The organism is Acidovorax sp. WCS2018Noco2-16 (genome assembly GCF_031843945.1).
In the GTDB taxonomy this organism is placed as follows: Bacteria; Pseudomonadota; Gammaproteobacteria; order Burkholderiales; family Burkholderiaceae_C; genus Paracidovorax.
Genome location: NZ_JAVTJJ010000002.1, coordinates 91,723 through 108,864, shown reverse-complemented (window position 1 = coordinate 108,864; position 17,142 = coordinate 91,723). Strand labels below are relative to the sequence as shown.

At 64.5% G+C, this 17,142-nt stretch carries 16 protein-coding genes; 5 read left to right on the top strand and 11 right to left on the bottom strand.

What is annotated here, in order from left to right; translation table 11 throughout:
* Positions 1 to 41: 41 nt before the first annotated feature.
* From RQI28_RS05870 to grpE, 10 genes are all read right to left on the bottom strand, one after another.
* A complete protein-coding gene (locus RQI28_RS05870) occupies positions 42 to 2,810 on the bottom strand; it encodes a FimV/HubP family polar landmark protein (RefSeq protein ID WP_311221683.1) in 2,769 nt (922 codons plus the stop codon).
* A gap of 291 nt (positions 2,811 to 3,101) precedes the next feature.
* Positions 3,102 to 4,232 (bottom strand): aspartate-semialdehyde dehydrogenase, encoded by a 1,131-nt coding sequence (gene asd / locus RQI28_RS05865; RefSeq protein WP_311221682.1) that lies wholly within the window; start codon positions 4,230 to 4,232, stop codon positions 3,102 to 3,104.
* Between the two features lie 379 nt (positions 4,233 to 4,611).
* Entirely contained in the window at positions 4,612 to 5,682 is a 1,071-nt protein-coding gene (gene leuB / locus RQI28_RS05860; protein WP_311221681.1) for a 3-isopropylmalate dehydrogenase, read from the bottom strand.
* Between the two features lie 95 nt (positions 5,683 to 5,777).
* Positions 5,778 to 6,428, bottom strand: a complete 651-nt coding sequence (gene leuD, locus RQI28_RS05855; protein ID WP_311221680.1) for a 3-isopropylmalate dehydratase small subunit — start codon at positions 6,426 to 6,428, stop codon at positions 5,778 to 5,780.
* Between the two features lie 18 nt (positions 6,429 to 6,446).
* Positions 6,447 to 6,563, bottom strand: a complete 117-nt coding sequence (locus RQI28_RS05850; protein WP_404976883.1) for an entericidin A/B family lipoprotein — start codon at positions 6,561 to 6,563, stop codon at positions 6,447 to 6,449.
* A 34-nt stretch (positions 6,564 to 6,597) separates the two neighbouring features.
* A complete protein-coding gene (gene leuC, locus RQI28_RS05845; protein ID WP_311221678.1) occupies positions 6,598 to 8,019 on the bottom strand; it encodes a 3-isopropylmalate dehydratase large subunit in 1,422 nt (473 codons plus the stop codon).
* A gap of 46 nt (positions 8,020 to 8,065) precedes the next feature.
* Complete coding sequence (locus tag RQI28_RS05840) at positions 8,066 to 9,055, bottom strand: LysR family transcriptional regulator (protein ID WP_311221677.1); 990 nt, start codon at positions 9,053 to 9,055, stop codon at positions 8,066 to 8,068.
* 423 nt (positions 9,056 to 9,478) lie between these two features.
* Entirely contained in the window at positions 9,479 to 10,627 is a 1,149-nt protein-coding gene (dnaJ, locus tag RQI28_RS05835; protein WP_311221676.1) for a molecular chaperone DnaJ, read from the bottom strand.
* Positions 10,628 to 10,722: 95 nt separating this feature from the next.
* The gene (gene dnaK, locus RQI28_RS05830) at positions 10,723 to 12,687 is read right to left on the bottom strand and encodes a molecular chaperone DnaK (RefSeq protein WP_311221675.1); all 1,965 of its coding nucleotides are present in this window, start codon (positions 12,685 to 12,687) and stop codon (positions 10,723 to 10,725) included.
* Between the two features lie 103 nt (positions 12,688 to 12,790).
* Positions 12,791 to 13,345 carry a nucleotide exchange factor GrpE gene (grpE, locus tag RQI28_RS05825; protein WP_311221674.1) on the bottom strand — a complete coding sequence of 185 codons (555 nt, stop codon included), beginning with the start codon at positions 13,343 to 13,345 and terminating at the stop codon, positions 12,791 to 12,793.
* 228 nt (positions 13,346 to 13,573) lie between these two features.
* On the opposite strand from grpE, the gene rpsF reads away from it, so the two are divergent.
* The 5 genes from rpsF (at position 13,574) to dnaB (ending at position 16,654) form a co-directional block, all read left to right on the top strand.
* Positions 13,574 to 13,966, top strand: a complete 393-nt coding sequence (gene rpsF, locus RQI28_RS05820) for a 30S ribosomal protein S6 (RefSeq protein ID WP_311221673.1) — start codon at positions 13,574 to 13,576, stop codon at positions 13,964 to 13,966.
* 24 nt (positions 13,967 to 13,990) lie between these two features.
* Complete coding sequence (priB, locus tag RQI28_RS05815; protein ID WP_311221672.1) at positions 13,991 to 14,281, top strand: primosomal replication protein N; 291 nt, start codon at positions 13,991 to 13,993, stop codon at positions 14,279 to 14,281.
* 18 nt (positions 14,282 to 14,299) lie between these two features.
* Complete coding sequence (gene rpsR, locus RQI28_RS05810; protein ID WP_011794373.1) at positions 14,300 to 14,581, top strand: 30S ribosomal protein S18; 282 nt, start codon at positions 14,300 to 14,302, stop codon at positions 14,579 to 14,581.
* 14 nt (positions 14,582 to 14,595) lie between these two features.
* The gene (rplI, locus tag RQI28_RS05805) at positions 14,596 to 15,048 is read left to right on the top strand and encodes a 50S ribosomal protein L9 (RefSeq protein WP_311221671.1); all 453 of its coding nucleotides are present in this window, start codon (positions 14,596 to 14,598) and stop codon (positions 15,046 to 15,048) included.
* Positions 15,049 to 15,223: 175 nt separating this feature from the next.
* Positions 15,224 to 16,654, top strand: coding sequence for a replicative DNA helicase (gene dnaB, locus RQI28_RS05800; protein WP_311221670.1), 1,431 nt, complete (start codon positions 15,224 to 15,226; stop codon positions 16,652 to 16,654).
* Positions 16,655 to 16,755: 101 nt separating this feature from the next.
* Here the strand turns inward: dnaB and RQI28_RS05795 are convergent, their stop codons facing one another.
* Positions 16,756 to 17,142: a hypothetical protein gene (locus RQI28_RS05795; RefSeq protein ID WP_311221669.1), complete on the bottom strand. Its 387-nt coding sequence runs from the start codon at positions 17,140 to 17,142 to the stop codon at positions 16,756 to 16,758.

The window sequence follows — 17,142 nt, the reverse complement described above, 5'->3', positions numbered from 1 at the left end:
CGCTACCCGAAAAATGGAGGGCGGTGTGCCGCGCAGTCCCATCAGCCGAGTTCGGACAGCAGGCGCTGGGCCCGTGTCTTCAACTCGCCAGAAGACTCGGCGATGACTTCTTCGATCAGCGTGCGAGCGCCTTCGCTGTCACCGATGGCGTTGAACTCTTCGGCCAGCGCCAGCTTGGTGGCCAACGGGTCGTCAGGCAGGGCCGAGCTGGTGATCGCTGGCTCGGCGAGCGTGGGCGCAGGCTGAGCGCGGGCCGGTTCGGTGGGGCTGTCCAGATCCAGCGAAAGGTCGCCCAGATCGAAGTCGCGCGGCTCGAGCGGCTTACCGTCCTGATCCAGCGGCGTGATGCCGGAATCGAGCAGCGACAGGTCGCTGGCAGCGAATTCAGGCGCGTCGATGGTACCGGCAGGAGAGGCGCTGAGCGGCGTGGGCTCGGTGGAGGCGCCTGGACGATCCCACTCGCTGTCCGGCAGGTCGAGTCCGGAAAGATCCAGCTCAGGGGTCGGCTCATCTACGTGTGCGGGTGCAGGCATCGGCGCCGGTGCTTCGGCTTGCAGTTCAGCGGATGGCGCGGCAGAGGAAGCAGACGCGGCGTAAGTGCCCGCGGCGGCGCCGGCAGCCGCTGCGGCTGCGAGGGCAAAGGCGCCTGGAGCGGCAGCAGTCGCTGGAGGTGCCGGTGGCGCTTCCGTCAACGCATCGTCGGGCAGATCAAGATCCAAGTCCAGATCGAGGTCAGGTGGCATGGCTGCCTGCGGACCACCGCCGGGAGTTGGCGCGTTCGACAAGGTGCTGGCAAAGCCGCCGGTTGGGATCGAGGCGACGAAATCGGGTTGTCCGCCCAGCGAGGGGCGAGCGCCTGGCTGGTAGAGCGCGTTGTCCGGATCCAGGCCACGGCCCAGGTCGGCCACGCGGTTCCAGTCCGGGCCATGGCCGTCGGTCAGCCGCAGCACGTCGTTGGCCACCACTTCAAAGGCCTTGCGGTCTTGCCGTTTGGCATAGATTTCAGCCAGCTTGGCGTACACGGCCGTGCGTTCCGGATGGTGGCGCGCAGCTTCCTTGAGAATTTCTTCGGCCTGCAGGTCGCGGCCGTAAGCCAGGTAGACATCGGCTTCGGCCACGGGATCCACGTCACCGCCCGTGTCGAGCTGGCTGGGCGAATACGCCATCGAAGAGCCGGTGGTCAACTCGCTGTTGGCGGTGTCTATGCGCTGGCCGCCGCTGGCGCCGAAGAACGAGTCGGGCTGCAGCCGGCTTTCCATGAAGGAGCTGTCCACTCCCGAGCTAGCGCGACGGCGCTGTGCGGAGCGATAGCCGGCATAGCCAAGCAGGGCGAGGATGAGTGCAAGCGCCACGCCGGGCACTAGGGGATCTTCCAGCAGCGTAGAAACAAAACCGGGCTCTTCAGCCGGGGCAGCTGAAGGTACGGCCGCCGGTGTGGCCGCCGCTGTGGCGGTGGCTGCCGCAGCAGAAGCTGCCGAAGCGGGGCTGGCGGCAGAGGCAGGCGATGCGGGTGCAGACGCCGTCACGCCGGGAGTCGTCGCCGCAGCGGCTGGTGAACTGGCGCTGGGCTGCAAGGCTGGAGCGGCAGCACCCGGTTGCGCCGCCGTGGCCGCGGCGCCCGTCACTGCTGCGGTGGCGCCCGCGCCAGCGTTTGCAGCCGCCGGTGCAGGGGTTGAGGCCGCATTCAGTTTGTTGAGGTCGGAGATGTTCTTGGACAACTCGGCCATGCGGGCCGCGGATTCGCTGGCCTGCTTGTCTTTGGCCAATTGGTCATCGGCCTTGTTCGCCTGCACGCCGCCCTTGGATAGCGTGAGTTTGTCGGGGGCTGCCGTTGTGGGCTTGCGGTCATCGACCTGGGCCTGCACCGACCCGCTGGCGGCGCGATCCGCCGCAGCCACCTGGGCTGCGGGGGCTGCCGTCGCCAGGCGGCGGCGGAATTCATTGAAGTCACGGCTTTGCGCCGCGATGATCTGGCGCGCTTGCGCGGGCGGCGTGGTCTGCGCCTGCACTTCATCAGGGATCTGCAGCACGGCACCGGCACGCAACCGGTTGACGTTGCCGCCGACGAACGCATCAGGATTGGCGCGCATCATGGCCACCAGCATCTGGTCCAGCGACACGCCCGAAGGCCGGTTGGAATTGGCGATGCGGCCCGCGGTGTCGCCTGCGCGCACAGTCACTTCGTCCGCTGCTGCGGGTGCAGGTGCAGGCCGAGAAGACGCTGCCGTGGCGGCTGGACGTGGGGCAGCGGCAGGTGCCGGAGCCGGTGGGGCAGAGCCCGTCACGGCCGGGCGCTGTGGCTGGGGCGTTGCAGCGACTGCGGGAGCCGGCGCCGTCGTGGCGGCTGCCACAGGCGGTGCGGTGACTTGCGGCGATGCAGTGACTGCAGGGGCCGGGCGGCGCGTGGCCGGCGGGTCGAACAGCATCGTGTAGCTGCGCACGATGTGCCCGGAATTCCACGACGCATCGATCACCAGATCGACAAACGGGTCGTTGATGGGCCGGTCGCTGTTCAGGCGCAGCACCATCGAACCATCTGCCCGCCTTTGCAAGGCCATACGCACGCCGTTGAGCGTGGGCGTGTATTCAAGGCCTTGGGAGCGGAACACGTCCGGCGAGGCCAGCGTGGCACGCAGGGAGTCGGCCTCGGCTGGGGTGATCTGTGGCAGCTCGATTTCAGCACGCAGCGGCTCGCCGAGCGCTGATTGAACGGTGACCCGTCCAAGGGCCAGAGCGGAAGCATCGGTGGCGTACAGGCCGGCGGACAGAATGGCCGCGGCGGCCAGGGCGGAAAGTTTCCAACGATGCATTTGAGCCATCAGCGAAGAGGTTGGCACCTGCCAAGGTGGCCGGAGCGTTCAGCCCTGGCGGATTTGGTTCCGCCAAGGCACGTGAGAATATGTAAAAAGCACAATAGCATCAATGCTTTGCAGTGACAAGCCAAGCGGCTGGGCCTGCTGCACTGGCGCGGTTTCAGCAGGTCTGCAAGCTATTTTCTTGTTGGTGCGGTACAACGCGGCGCAGTGTAAACCGGTGGGCGTGGTGCTCACGCATGACAAGCGAGCGGCAAAAGAAAACGGCCCGCTTGGGGCCGTTCTTTCTTATGCGTCGAGCAGTATGCGCAGCATGCGGCGCAGCGGCTCTGCCGCGCCCCACAGGAGCTGGTCGCCAATCGTGAATGCGCCGATGTACTCGGGCCCCATTGCCAGTTCGCGGATGCGGCCGACAGGGATCGTCATGGTGCCAGTCACAGCCACGGGCGTCAGGTCTTTGATCGTGGCTTCGCGCGTGTTGGGCACCACCTTCACCCATTCGTTGTCGGCCGCGATCATGGCTTCGATGTCGGCCACCGGAACGGCCTTCTTCAGCTTGAAGGTCAGCGCCTGGCTGTGGCAGCGCATGGCGCCCACGCGCACGCAAAAACCATCGACCGGCACGGCCGGGCTGCCGAAGCCGTCGCCCTGGCCCAGGATCTTGTTGGTCTCGGCCATGCCCTTCCACTCTTCCTTGGACATGCCGTTGCCCAGATCCTTGTCGATCCAGGGGATCAGGCTGCCGCCCAGAGGCACGCCGAAGTGGGCCGTTTCCGCTTCCGACAGGCTGCGCTGCTTGGCGATGACCTTGCGGTCGATTTCCAGGATGGCGCTCTTGGGATCGTCGAGCAGCGATCGCACTTCGGCGTTCAGCGTGCCGTATTGCGTGAGCAACTCGCGCATGTGCTGCGCGCCGCCGCCGCTGGCCGCTTGGTAAGTCTGCGTGCTCATCCACTCGACGAGGCCCGCCTTGTACAGCGCGCCCACGCCCATCAGCATGCAGCTGACGGTGCAGTTGCCGCCAACCCAGTTTTTGCCGCCCTTGGCCAGCGCGTCCTTGATCACGGACAAATTGACCGGGTCAAGCACGATGACCGCGTCGTCCTTCATGCGCAGGGTGGAGGCCGCGTCGATCCAGTGGCCGTTCCAGCCGGCCGCCCTCAGCTTGGGGAACACTTCGCTGGTGTAGTCGCCGCCCTGGGCGGTGAGGATGATGTCGCAGCGCTTGAGCGCGTCGATGTCGAACGCGTCCTGGAGCGTGGTCTCGTTCTTGGCCTGCGCTGGGGCCTTGCCGCCCGCGTTGGACGTAGAGAAGAACATAGGCTCGATCAACCCGAAGTCGCCCTCGGCCTGCATGCGATCCATGAGAACAGAGCCGACCATGCCGCGCCAGCCGACCAGACCTACCAACTTGCTCATTTTCAACACCCCTACTCAGTTAAGAAGAAACAATGCCCGACCGGGACTGTTCCTGCCCGGCTCGTCTAGGCCAGGAGGGGCGCACGACGATACCGGAGCTAGGTCAGCCCGTAATGGTCGTGGTTTTGGTGGTGATTGCGCGCACGGCCACGGCTGCCAGCAGGGCAGTGGTGGTGTTCAGGGCGAACGGGCGGGCGGCAAACATAGCCGACGATTGTAGCGGAAGCCACCGGGCGGCCGATGCTTTGTCGTGCGAGAGGCACGGCCGGGGCTGTGGCAAGGGCCACGCCGGCTCCACGCCTGCGCCGCCGCGTTGAGTTTCGCTGCGGCCTCTTGTGATGCCCTCACGCGAATGCGTTCGCCCGCTGAAAGCTTCGGCTTATGCCAGCGCCTTGACCACCGCATCGCCCATTTGCGCCGTGCCCACCTTGGTGGTGCCTTCGCTCCAGATATCGGGCGTGCGCAGGCCTTGCTCCAGCACACGCTGCACGGCCTTTTCGATGCGCTGGGCGGCTGCTTCCTGGTTCAGGCTGAAGCGCAACATCATCGCGGCGCTGAGGATGGTGGCCAGCGGGTTGGCCACGCCCTTGCCGGCGATGTCCGGCGCGCTGCCGTGGCTGGGCTCGTACAGGCCCTGGTTCTTGCTGTTCAGGCTGGCCGAAGGCAGCATGCCGATGGAGCCGGTGAGCATGGATGCTTCATCCGACAGGATGTCGCCGAACATGTTGCCGGTGACCACCACGTCGAAGGCCTTGGGCGCCTTCACCAGTTGCATGGCGGCGTTGTCCACGTACATGTGCTGCAGCTCCACGTCAGGGTACTGCTGGCCCACTTCTGTCACCACGTCCTTCCAGAACTGAAAGGTTTCCAGCACGTTGGCCTTGTCCACGCTGGTGACCTTCTTGCTGCGCTTGCGGGCCGCCTGGAAGGCCACGTGCGCGATGCGTTCGATCTCCGGGCGGCTGTAGCGCATGGTGTCGAAGGCTTCTTCCGCGCCGGGAAAGTGCCCGTCCACGGCGGTGCGCCGGCCGCGCGGCTGGCCGAAGTAGATGTCGCCCGTCAGCTCGCGGATGATGAGGATGTCCAGGCCGGAGATGAGTTCGGGCTTCAGGCTCGATGCGCCCACCAGTTGCTCGTAGCAGATGGCCGGGCGGAAGTTGGCGAACAGGCCGAGGTTCTTGCGCAGGCCCAGGATGGCCTGCTCGGGCCGCAGCGGGCGGTCGAGCTTGTCGTACTTCCAGTCGCCCACGGCGCCGAACAGCACGGCGTCGGCGTCTTGCGCCAGCTTCAAAGTGGATTCGGGCAGCGGATGGCCGTGCGCTTCGTAGGCGGCGCCGCCCACCAGGGCCGATTCCATCTCGAAGGGCAGGTCCAGCACCTCCAGCACCTTGACGGCTTCCGCGACGATTTCGGTACCAATGCCGTCACCCGGCAACACTGCGATTTTCATGTTTTGCTTCTCTTTTGATAGCTGGCAGCGCTTATCCATAAAGCGCTAGAGGCCAATTTGACTAATAAACTGTCCGAAGACAACGCGGCGCCGCGTCACGACGCCATCGTGTGCGCCAGCCAGGGCTTGGTCGCCAGGCGCTCGGCCTCGAAGGTGCGGATCTTGTCAGACTGGCGCAGCGTCAGGCCGATGTCGTCGAAGCCGTTGAGCAGGCAGTATTTGCGAAAGGCGTTCACCTCGAACGGGATCTCGTCGCCCTGCGGCGGCACGATGACCTGACGCTCCAGGTCGACGGTGAGTTCGTAGCCCGGGAATGCATGCACCTGGTCGAACAACTGGCCCACCGTAGCCTCGGGCAGCACGATGGGCAGCAGGCCGTTCTTGAAGCAGTTGTTGAAGAAAATGTCGGCAAAGCTGGGTGCGATCACGGCGCGAAAGCCGTATTGGTCCAGCGCCCACGGCGCGTGTTCGCGGCTCGATCCGCAACCGAAGTTCTTGCGCGCCAGCAGGATGGACGCGCCCGCGTAGCGCGGCTGATTCAGCACGAAGTCTGGGTTCGGCTTGCGGCTGGTCGGGTCCTGGCCGGGCTCGCCCTGGTCCAGATAGCGCCATTCGTCGAACAGGTTCACGCCGAAGCCGGTCTTCTTGATCGACTTGAGGAACTGCTTCGGAATGATCGCGTCGGTGTCGACATTCTCGCGGTCCATGGGCGCGACGAGGCCCTGGTGGATGGTGAATTGCTGCATGTTTGTCTCTCGGGGTGTTTACTTCGCGGCGCGCTCGATGGCGCCACCGGCGCGCTGCACGTCCTGGCCCATGCCCTTGACGGTGTTGCAGCCAGACAGCGCCAAGGCCGTAGCCAGCGCGAACAGGGCGGTGATGGTTTTCACGGCGAGCTCCTTACAAAAGAGGGAATCAGGCGAACTGGCGAATGTCCACGAAGTGGCCGTGCACGGCGGCCGCCGCGGCCATGGCGGGGCTGACCAGGTGCGTGCGACCACCCGCGCCCTGGCGGCCTTCGAAGTTGCGGTTGCTGGTGGAAGCGCAGCGCTCGCCCGGCTCCAACCGGTCGGCGTTCATCGCCAGACACATCGAACAACCGGGCTCGCGCCATTCGAAGCCGGCGGCCTTGAAGATCTCGTGCAGGCCTTCGCGCTCGGCCTGTTCCTTGACCAGGCCAGAGCCCGGCACCACCATCGCCACCTTGATGTTCTTGGCCACTTTCTGGCCCAGCTTCTTGACCAGCGCGGCGGCCTCGCGCATGTCTTCGATTCGGCTGTTGGTGCAGCTGCCGATGAACACCTTGTCCACGAAGATGTCGGCGAGCGCCTTGCCGGGCTGCAGATTCATGTAGGTCAGCGCGCGCTCCATCGCGCCGCGCTTGTTGGCGTCTTTTTCCTTGTCGGGGTCGGGCACGCGGGCGTCCACGCCCAGCACCATTTCGGGCGACGTGCCCCAGGTGACCTGCGGCACGATGTCGGCCCCGTTGAGCGTGACCACCGTGTCGAACTGCGCGTCCGCATCGGAATGCAGCGTCTTCCAGTACGCCGCGGCTTGGTCCCATTCCACGCCCGTGGGCGACAGCGGCCGGCCCTTCACGTACTCGATGGTCTTGTCGTCCACCGCCACCAGCCCCGCGCGTGCGCCGCCCTCGATGGCCATGTTGCAGACCGTCATGCGGCCTTCCATGCTGAGCGCGCGGATGGCGGAGCCGCCGAATTCGATGGTGTAGCCCGTGCCGCCGGCCGTGCCGATCTTGCCGATGATGGCCAGCACGATGTCCTTGGCCGTCACGCCGGGCGCCACCTGGCCGTCCACTCGCACCAGCATGTTCTTGGCCTTCTTGGCCAGCAGCGTCTGCGTAGCCATCACGTGCTCGACCTCGCTGGTGCCGATGCCGTGCGCCAGCGCGCCGAACGCACCGTGCGTGCTGGTGTGGCTGTCGCCGCACACCACCGTCATGCCGGGCAGCGTGGCGCCGTTTTCAGGGCCGATCACGTGCACGATGCCCTGGCGCTTGTGCATGAACGGGAAGAACGCCGCCGGCGTGATCTGCGCCATGTTGTCGTTCAGCGTGGTGATCTGTTCCTTGCTGATCGGGTCGGTGATGCCGTCGTAGCCGTTTTCCCAGCCGGTGGTGGGCGTGTTGTGGTCGGCCGTGCCCACGATGGAGCTCATGCGCCAGACCTTGCGGCCGGCCTCGCGCAGGCCCTCGAAAGCCTGCGGGCTGGTCACTTCGTGCACCAGATGGCGGTCGATGTAGAGGATGGAGGTGCCGTCCTCTTCGGTGTGGACGACGTGCTCGTCCCAGATCTTGTCGTAAAGGGTGCGTCCCATGGCGGGTCTCTTTTCTTGGCGTGGGGAAAGGGTGTTACCGGAGGGCTTATGGGCCCACTGGATCGGATTCTAGGATCGCCGCGCCCCTGGTCGCGATGGCGGCCGGTGCCGGCTCAGGCGGTGCGGCCAGATGCTCGGCCAGCAGGCGCGCAGTGACGGGCAGCGTGTCGAAGTCGCGCGCGACCAGTTGCAGCTGGCGCTCGGCCCAGGGCTCGTTCAGCGCGACGGCCTGCAGCCGGCCCACGCCCTGCATCAGCGCAAAGGCGCGGTCGGGCAGCAGGCCGACGCCCAGGCCGTTGTCGATCATGCGGCACATGGCGTCCAGGCCTGTCACCTGGATGCGCTGGCGCAGCGGGCGCGCGGACTGCGCGGCGCCCTGGCGCATCGCCAGGCTGATGCTGCTGCCGGCATGCAGGCCGACGATGTCCCAATCCAGCACGTCGCTGAACGCCACGGCCTCGCGCTCGGCCAGCGGGTGCCCGTGCGGCACCACCACCACCAGCCGGTCGCTGCGGTAGGGGCGGCTTTGCAGGCCTTCCAGACTGCCCTCGACCGCGCCGGTGTGGCACAGGCCCAGGTCGGCCGCGCCTTCGCGCACGGCGTGCAGCACGGCGGGGCTGAGGTGTTCCTGCAGGTCGATCTTGATCTGGCTGTGCATGCGCGAGAAGGCGCCCAGGTCTTCGGGCAGAAACTGCACGATGGCCGAGATGTTGGCGTGCATGCGCACGTGCCCGCGCACGCCGCCCGCGTATTCGCTCAACTCGCCCTGCATGCGCTCGAGCCCGAACAGCACGGTGCGCGCGTGGTGCAGCAGGCTTTCGCCCGCCGGCGTGAGCGTGACGCCGCGGCTGTGGCGGTAAAGCAGGGCGGTATCGACGGCGGTTTCCAGATCGGACAGGCGCTTGCTGACGGCTGAAGCTGCGATGAATTCACGCTCGGCCGCCCGCCCGATGCTGCCCAGTTCGCAGACGGCCACGAACAGTTGCAGCGAGGTGAGGTCGATACGGCGCGCAAAACTGCGCTCTGAGTTTTTCATCGGGTGGAGGATGTTCTTGCTTCTCGTTTGGAGAAGTGAGCGGCATTTTCCTTCAGAGAACGAGAGGCCGCCATCGTGAAATGCGATGTCGTCCATCGCAAGTGGGGCCATCGAAGCGCAGATGCTATTAAATAGTGAGCTGCTAGCGCTTGACCCTTGTGGCTCTGAGAATCATTGGTACCTGAATCGCTTATCCATCAGGCGCAAGAAGCTATGAAAAAAATAGCAGTCATGCGTTCTACAGCCGTGCAGCTTTGCACGACGTGACTCCGCCGGCCACCCGAGTCAGGCGCGCGTGCTTTCCAAGTGGTTCGGATCGTTAGCCATCGCCCTGCACCAAAAGAAAACCGCCCCGGGCCCAGGAAGCGCGGAGCGGTCATCGACAGAGACAAGCCAGGTGTGCACCTGGCGATCACAGCGCGGTCAGGTGAACAGATTCTTCAACTTGTCCGTCCAGCTTTCACCGCTGGGTGAATGCTTGCCGCCGCCTTTCTTCAACGACTCGTCCAGTTCTTTCAGTAGCTTGCGCTGGTGCTCGGTCAACTTGACCGGCGTCTCTACCGCGATGTGGCAGTACAGATCGCCCGGATAGCTGGAGCGCACACCCTTGATGCCCTTGCCGCGCAGGCGGAACTGCTTGCCGGCCTGGGTGCCTTCCGGAATGTCGATGGCCGCCTTGCCTGCCAGCGTGGGCACCTCGATCTCGCCGCCCAGCGCGGCGGTGATGAAGCTCACCGGCACCTGGCAGTGCAGGTCGTCGCCGTCGCGCTCGAAGATGTCGTGCTTCTTCAGGCGGATCTCGATGTACAGGTCGCCCGGCGGGCCGCCGTTCGTGCCGGGTTCGCCGTTGCCGGTGCTGCGAATGCGCATGCCGTCGTCGATGCCGGCCGGAATCTTCACTTCCAGCGTCTTTTGTTTCTTGACCTTGCCCTGGCCGTGGCAGGTGATGCAAGGCTCGGGAATGATCTTGCCCGTGCCGCGGCAGTGCGGGCAGGTCTGCTGCACGCTGAAGAAACCCTGGCGCATCTGCACGGTGCCGGAGCCCGAGCACGTGGTGCAGGTCTTGGCGCTGGTGCCGGCCTTGGCGCCGCTGCCGTGGCAGGTCTCGCACGACTCCCACGACGGGATGCGGATCTGCGCATCCTTGCCTTTGGCGGCTTCTTCCAGCGTGACGTCCATCGCGTAGCTCAGGTCGTTGCCGCGATAGACCTGCCGGCCGCCCGCGCGCCCTGCGCCCGCGCCCCGCTGCTGGCCGAACATGTCGCCGAAGATGTCGCCGAAGGCCTCGGCAAAGCCACCGAAGCCTTCCGCGCCGGGGCCGCCCGGTCCGCGCATGTTCGGGTCCACGCCCGCATGCCCGTACTGGTCGTAAGCCGCTTTCTTCTGCGGGTCCGAGAGCATCTCGTAGGCCTCCTTGGCCTCCTTGAATCGCTCCTCGGCCGCCTTGGCAGCATCACCCTGATTGCGGTCGGGGTGGTGCTTCATCGCCAGCTTGCGATACGCCTTCTTGATCTCTTCGTCCGAGGCGTTCTTGGGAACACCCAGCACTTCGTAATAGTCTCTCTTGGACATGTCTTTTCCAGCCTCGTTGGAACAGGAACGCCGCGCTCAGGGCTCCGATGGAGGAGCCCGGCGCGGCGGTGAGCAGATCCCGCTCGCGCGGAGAATCAGCCCTTCTTCACTTCCTTGACTTCGGCGTCCACCACGTTGTCGTCGTGGGGTGCCGCGCCCGCGGAGTGCGATGCACCACCACCGGCCGATGGGCCGCCTGCGGCCTCAGTTCCGCCTGCTGCGGCGGCTTGCGCGGCCTGTGCGTCGGCGTACATCTTCTCGCCCAGCTTCTGGCTGGCGGCCATCAGCGCGGTCGTCTTCTCGTCGATCGCAGCCTTGTCCTCGCCCTTGAGCACTTCTTCCAGCGCCTTCACGGCAGATTCGATCTGCTCCTTCTCGCCCGCGTCCAGCTTGTCGCCGTGCTCGGACAGGCTCTTGGTCACGCTGTGCACGGCGGCTTCGCCCTGGTTGCGCGCCTGGACCAGTTCCAGTTTCTTCTTGTCGTCCGCAGCGTTCAGCTCGGCGTCCTTCACCATCTTCTGGATCTCTTCCTCGGAAATACCCGAGTTGGCCTTGATGGTGATCTTGTTTTCCTTGCCGGTGGCCTTGTCCTTGGCGCCCACGTGCAGGATGCCGTTGGCGTCGATGTCGAAAGACACCTCGATCTGCGGCGTGCCGCGGGCCGATGGCGGAATGCCTTCGAGGTTGAACTCGCCCAGCAGCTTGTTGGCGGTGGCAATCTCGCGCTCGCCCTGGAACACCTTGATCGTCACGGCCGGCTGGTTGTCATCGGCGGTCGAGAAGGTCTGTGCAAACTTCGTCGGGATCGTGGTGTTCTTCGTGATCATCTTGGTCATCACACCGCCCAGGGTTTCGATACCCAGCGACAGCGGCGTCACGTCCAGCAGCAGCACGTCCTTGCGATCGCCCGACAGCACCTGGCCCTGAATGGCGGCACCCACGGCCACGGCTTCGTCAGGGTTCACGTCCTTGCGGGGTTCCTTGCCGAAGAATTCCTTGACCTTGTCCTGCACCTTGGGCATGCGCGACATGCCGCCGACCAAGATCACGTCGTTGATGTCGGACACGCTGATGCCGGCATCCTTGATCGCCATGCGGCAAGGGGCCATCGTGCGCTCGATCAGCTCGTCGACCAGGCTTTCCAGCTTGGAGCGGGTCAGCTTGATGTTCAGGTGCTTCGGGCCTGAGGCATCGGCCGTGATGTAGGGCAGGTTGATGTCGGTCTGCGCAGAGTTCGACAGCTCGATCTTGGCCTTCTCGGCCGATTCCTTCAGGCGCTGCAGGGCGAGCACGTCCTTGGAGAGATCAACGCCTTGGTCCTTTTTGAACTCGGCAATGATGTAGTCGATGATGCGCTGGTCGAAGTCTTCGCCGCCCAGGAAAGTGTCGCCGTTGGTGGACAGCACTTCGAACTGCTTTTCGCCATCGACGTCGGCGATCTCGATGATCGACACGTCGAACGTGCCGCCACCCAGGTCATACACGGCGATCTTGCGGTCGGCCTTGTCCTGCTTGTCCAGGCCGAAGGCCAGCGCTGCTGCGGTGGGCTCGTTGATGATGCGCTTCACGTCGAGGCCGGCGATGCGGCCGGCGTCCTTGGTGGCCTGGCGCTGGGCGTCGTTGAAGTACGCAGGCACGGTGATCACGGCCTCGGTCACGGGCTCGCCCAAGTAGTCCTCGGCGGTCTTCTTCATCTTGCGCAGCACTTCGGCGCTGATCTGCGGCGGTGCCAGCTTGTTGCCGCGCACTTCCACCCAGGCGTCACCGTTGTCGGCCTTGGTGATCGTGTAGGGCATGAGGTCGATGTCCTTCTGGACTTCTTTTTCCTCGAACTTGCGGCCGATCAGGCGCTTGGCGGCGTAGATCGTGTTGCGCGGGTTGGTGACGGCCTGGCGCTTGGCGGAGGCGCCGACGAGGATCTCGCCGTCTTCCTGGTAGGCAATGATGGAGGGGGTCGTACGGGCGCCTTCGCTGTTTTCGATCACGCGGGTCGTGTTGCCCTCCATGATGGCGACGCAGCTGTTGGTCGTGCCCAGATCGATGCCAATGATTCTTCCCATGTTGTTCTCCGTCTATCTGAAAAAATGTGGATGTCTGTAACTTGTGGATAACTTGTCCGGCTTCAAGCCGGCGCATCCGGAAAATTTGCGTAGTAGTGGTCGCTTACTTAGGGGCGGTCACTGTCACCAGGGCGGGCCGCAGCACGCGGTCGGCGATCACGTAACCCCGTTGCAGCACCGTCACGACCGTGTTCGGCTCCTGCTCCGCAGGCACCACGCTGATGGCCTGATGTTGGTGCGGATCGAACTTGGCGCCCGCTTCCGGGTTGATCGCAAGGACCTTGTTGCGCTCCAGCGCGGCGGTGAGCTGGCGCAGTGTGGCGTCGGAGCCCTCGCGCAGTTGATCGGGCGTTGCGTCCTTGATGGCCAGGGCGGCGGTCAGACTGTCTGCCACGGGCAACAGGCTTTCGGCAAAGCTCTCGATGCTGAACTTGCGCGCCTTGGAAACCTCGTCTTCGGCGCGGCGGCGGGCGTTTTCGGCCTCGGCCTTGGCGCGCAGGAACTGGTCGGCCAGGTCGGCACTTTTCGCCTTGAGCTCGGCCAGCTCGTTTTGCAGGCGGCTCAACTCATCGGAGGCATGGGCCGCCATCGCTGCTTCGACTTCTTCGGGCGCGGGCTGCTGGTCCGCAGGGGCGTTGGCTGGATTGTGGTCGGACATGTCGATGTGATGTGAAATTGAACAGTACGTGCGGGATGTCGGTGCAATCCCCGGGATTTCAAGCGAAAAGCCCGGATCGGCGACGGGCGGCAGCGCTCGAGGCAGCTGCGCACCATCGCGAATCAGCCCGGGAGTGTACAAGCGCCAAGGCTGGGCTATAATCGCCGGCTTTGCCTTGCCACACTGCTTCTACGACGCAGCAGGTGGTATCACCCAGAAGGAGTCTGCATGCGTCATTACGAAATCATTTTGTTGATCCACCCGGATCAAAGCGAACAAGTTCCAGCCATGCTGGAGCGCTACAAGGGCATGATCACCGCTGGCGGTGGCAAGGTGCACCGCGTGGAAGACTGGGGCCGCCGTCAACTGGCGTACCTGATCAACAAGTTGGCCAAGGCCCACTACCTGTGCGTGAACATTGAAGCCGACCAGGCCGTGATGGCTGAACTGGAACACGCGTTCAAGTTCAACGACGCCGTGCTGCGCCACCTGACGGTGCAACGCAAGAAGGCTGATGCCGGCCCTTCGTCGATGATGAAGACCGTCGAGCGCGAAGAAGCCCGCAAGGCCAGCCAGGCTGAGTTCGCTGCCAGCGAACGCGAGCAGCAGCGCGATCGCTGATCTGCCTCCTTCAAGCCGGGAGGAGTGGAAAACCGCGTAGCCCTGACGGCCTGTATCGGCGAGGTTCAAGCCTTGCGATATACGCCCGCCGGCCTGCAAGCCCTCGATTTGCGCCTCGAACACGAGTCGCAGCAGGACGAAGCAGGTGTTCGGCGAGAAGTCCGGGCAGCCGTGAAGGCAGTGGCGTTCGGGGCGCTCGCAGAGCGACTGGCGCGACAGGCATTGGGAAGCCGCTGGAAATTCCAGGGTTTTCTGGCCACGCCGCGTAACGGCAAGGGGCTGGTATTCCACATCCAGGATATTCAACAAGATTAATTTTCAAGAGGTCCGAAAATGGCCACGTTCAAGAAGTTCAACAAAGACAAGCGCCCCAAGCGCAACACCCAGTCGCTGCTGTTCAAGCGCAAGCGCTTTTGCCGCTTCACGGTCGCTGGTGTGGAAGAGATCGACTACAAGGATGTCGACACGCTGCGTGATTTCATCGCCGAAAACGGCAAGATCATTCCGGCTCGCCTGACCGGCACGCGCGCCATCTATCAGCGTCAGCTGAACACTGCCATCAAGCGCGCGCGCTTCCTGGCCCTGGTCCCTTACAGCGACCAGCACAAGATCTAAGGAGCCCGACCATCATGCAAATCATCCTGCTCGACAAGGTCGTGAACCTCGGTAGCCTCGGCGAAATCGTCAAGGTCAAGGACGGCTACGCACGCAACTTCCTGATCCCGTCGGGCCGCGCCCGCCGCGCCACGGAAGCCAACAAGGCCGAGTTCGAAGCCAAGCGCGCCGAACTGGAAAAGGCTGCTGCTGCCAAGCTGGCGGAAGCCCAGGCCCAAGGCGAGAAGCTCGGCGGCACGACCGTCAAGCTGACGCAAAAGGCTGGTGTGGATGGCCGTCTGTTCGGCTCCGTCACCAACCACGACATCGCTGAAGAGCTGAACAAGCAAGGCTACGAAGTCGTGAAGTCGCAAGTGCGCCTGCCCAACGGCCCTATCAAGGTCGTCGGCGAAAGCACGATCAGCGTGGCACTGCACACCGACGTGGTGGTGGAAGTCACCGTGTCGGTCTACGGCGAAACCGCTTAAACCTACCCTGCTGACACCAGCAACGAAGCCGCCCTCAGGGCGGCTTTTGTGCTTTCTGGTGCGGCGTGCAATCCACCGCGAATTCACCGCCTGTCAACGGTTTGTCCACAGGTCTGTCCCCAGCCAATGCCTTGAGCGATGGCTGTGCCCCTTGCCCCGCTGAAGGAGTTTGCCGATGTCCGCCGTCATGCCCCCCCTGGACGACGAGTTCACTCCGTCGTCGTTGCCACCGCCGATTGATCGCGAAGTGGCACAGCTGCGCGTGCCTCCTCATTCCATCGAGGCGGAATCCAGCGTGCTGGGCGGCTTGCTGCTGGACAACGTGGCCTGGGACCGCGTGGGTGACCTGCTGGTCGACGGCGACTTCTACCGCCATGAGCACCAGCAGATCTATTCCGCCATCGGCAAGCTGGTCAACGCCAGCAAGCCGGCTGACGTGATCACGGTCTTCGAGGAGTTGCAGAATGTGGGCAAGGCCGAAGAAGTAGGCGGGCTGGCCTACCTCAACAGCCTGGCGCAGTACGTGCCCAGCGCCAGCAACATCCGGCGCTACGCGGAAATCGTGCGCGAGCGGGCCGTGCTGCGCAAGCTGGTCACGGCCAGCGACGAGATCGCCACCAACGCCTTCAACCCGATGGGCAAGACGGTCGAGCGCATCCTGGACGAGGCCGAGCAGAAGATCTTCGCCATCGGCGAAGAAGGCTCGCGCATGAAGCAGGGCTTCCAGTCGCTGGACACGCTAGTGATCGACCTGCTGGACCGCGTCCAGGAGATGGCCGACAACCCCATGGACGTGACCGGCGTGCCCACCGGCTTTGCCGATCTGGACCGCATGACGTCTGGCCTGCAGGCGGGTGACATGGTGGTGCTGGCCGCGCGTCCTTCCATGGGCAAGACCTCGTTCGCGGTGAACATCGCCGAGCACGTGGCGCTCAACGAAGGCCTGCCGGTCGCCATCTTCTCGATGGAAATGGGCGCCGCTCAACTGGCCGTGCGTATTGTCGGCTCCATCGGCCGGGTGAACCAGGGCAACCTGCGCACCGGCAAGCTGAGCGACGAAGAATGGCCGCGCCTGACCGAAGCCGTCGAGCGCCTGCGCACCGTGTCGCTGCACATCGACGAAACGCCGGGACTGACGCCCAGCGAGCTGCGCGCCAACGCGCGTCGGCTGGCCCGCCAGTGCGGCAAGCTCGGTTTGATCGTGGTCGACTATTTGCAGCTGATGAGCGGCTCTGGCGGCAGCAGCGGCGACAACCGCGCGACCGAGCTGGGCGAGATTTCGCGGGGCCTGAAGATGCTGGCCAAGGAACTGCAATGCCCGGTGATCGCACTGTCGCAGCTGAACCGTTCGGTCGAGCAGCGCACCGACAAGCGCCCGATGATGTCCGACCTGCGAGAGTCGGGCGCCATCGAGCAGGACGCGGACATCATCATGTTCATCTACCGCGACGACTACTACAACAAAGACAGCAAAGAGCCGAACATCGCCGAAATCATCATCGGCAAGCAGCGGAACGGCCCGACTGGCACCGTCAAGGTGTTCTTCCAGAAGAACCAGACGCGCTTTGAAAACCTGGCCATGGGCTACGGTGGCGACGATTACTGATTTTGGAATGAAAATAGCCCGCAGCGCTTATCTAATAAGCGTTGCGCGCTATGTTTTTGATAGTAATCATGTTGACGATTGCCAAGTGAGCGGTCAATCCCTCATCGGGTAACGGCCCAGATCAGCAGGCCCAGCGTGGCGGCTCCCAGCGCCCAGGCGCCCCACACCAGCCGTTGCTGGCGCACGCGCAGCGTATCGACCGCGCGCACCAGCAAGGCGTTTTGCTCGGCCAGCGATTCGATCAGCTGTGCCGAGGCGCGCTGCTCGTCCTGCAATTGCAGCACCGCCTGTCGCAGCACGGCCAGCTGATCGGCCGTGGTGACGGTGACCGCCGTTGTGCCGGTGGCGCCCGCATGGGGCGCGGCCGCTGCAGGTGATTTCTGGGTCGAGCCCATCAGGCGGCGAGCCGCCTGCAGGATCTGCGGTGTCGCCTCGATCACTTCGCCCCAGGGCACCAGCTTCAGCGCAGTCATCCATCCGACGGCCAT

What these genes read in the sequence shown, in the direction of transcription:
- asd (WP_311221682.1), bottom strand. Translation starts at nt 4,232, where the DNA reads ATGAGCAAGTTGGTAGGTCTGGTCGGCTGGCGCGGCATGGTCGGCTCT.
- rpsR (WP_011794373.1), top strand. Translation starts at nt 14,300, where the DNA reads ATGGCCACGTTCAAGAAGTTCAACAAAGACAAGCGCCCCAAGCGCAAC.
- leuC (WP_311221678.1), bottom strand. Translation starts at nt 8,019, where the DNA reads ATGGGACGCACCCTTTACGACAAGATCTGGGACGAGCACGTCGTCCAC.
- leuB (WP_311221681.1), bottom strand. Translation starts at nt 5,682, where the DNA reads ATGAAAATCGCAGTGTTGCCGGGTGACGGCATTGGTACCGAAATCGTC.
- grpE (WP_311221674.1), bottom strand. Translation starts at nt 13,345, where the DNA reads ATGTCCGACCACAATCCAGCCAACGCCCCTGCGGACCAGCAGCCCGCG.
- dnaB (WP_311221670.1), top strand. Translation starts at nt 15,224, where the DNA reads ATGTCCGCCGTCATGCCCCCCCTGGACGACGAGTTCACTCCGTCGTCG.
- dnaJ (WP_311221676.1), bottom strand. Translation starts at nt 10,627, where the DNA reads ATGTCCAAGAGAGACTATTACGAAGTGCTGGGTGTTCCCAAGAACGCC.
- rplI (WP_311221671.1), top strand. Translation starts at nt 14,596, where the DNA reads ATGCAAATCATCCTGCTCGACAAGGTCGTGAACCTCGGTAGCCTCGGC.
- RQI28_RS05840 (WP_311221677.1), bottom strand. Translation starts at nt 9,055, where the DNA reads ATGAAAAACTCAGAGCGCAGTTTTGCGCGCCGTATCGACCTCACCTCG.
- RQI28_RS05870 (WP_311221683.1), bottom strand. Translation starts at nt 2,810, where the DNA reads ATGCATCGTTGGAAACTTTCCGCCCTGGCCGCCGCGGCCATTCTGTCC.
- rpsF (WP_311221673.1), top strand. Translation starts at nt 13,574, where the DNA reads ATGCGTCATTACGAAATCATTTTGTTGATCCACCCGGATCAAAGCGAA.
- dnaK (WP_311221675.1), bottom strand. Translation starts at nt 12,687, where the DNA reads ATGGGAAGAATCATTGGCATCGATCTGGGCACGACCAACAGCTGCGTC.
- RQI28_RS05795 (WP_311221669.1), bottom strand. Translation starts at nt 17,142, where the DNA reads ATGGCCGTCGGATGGATGACTGCGCTGAAGCTGGTGCCCTGGGGCGAA.
- leuD (WP_311221680.1), bottom strand. Translation starts at nt 6,428, where the DNA reads ATGCAGCAATTCACCATCCACCAGGGCCTCGTCGCGCCCATGGACCGC.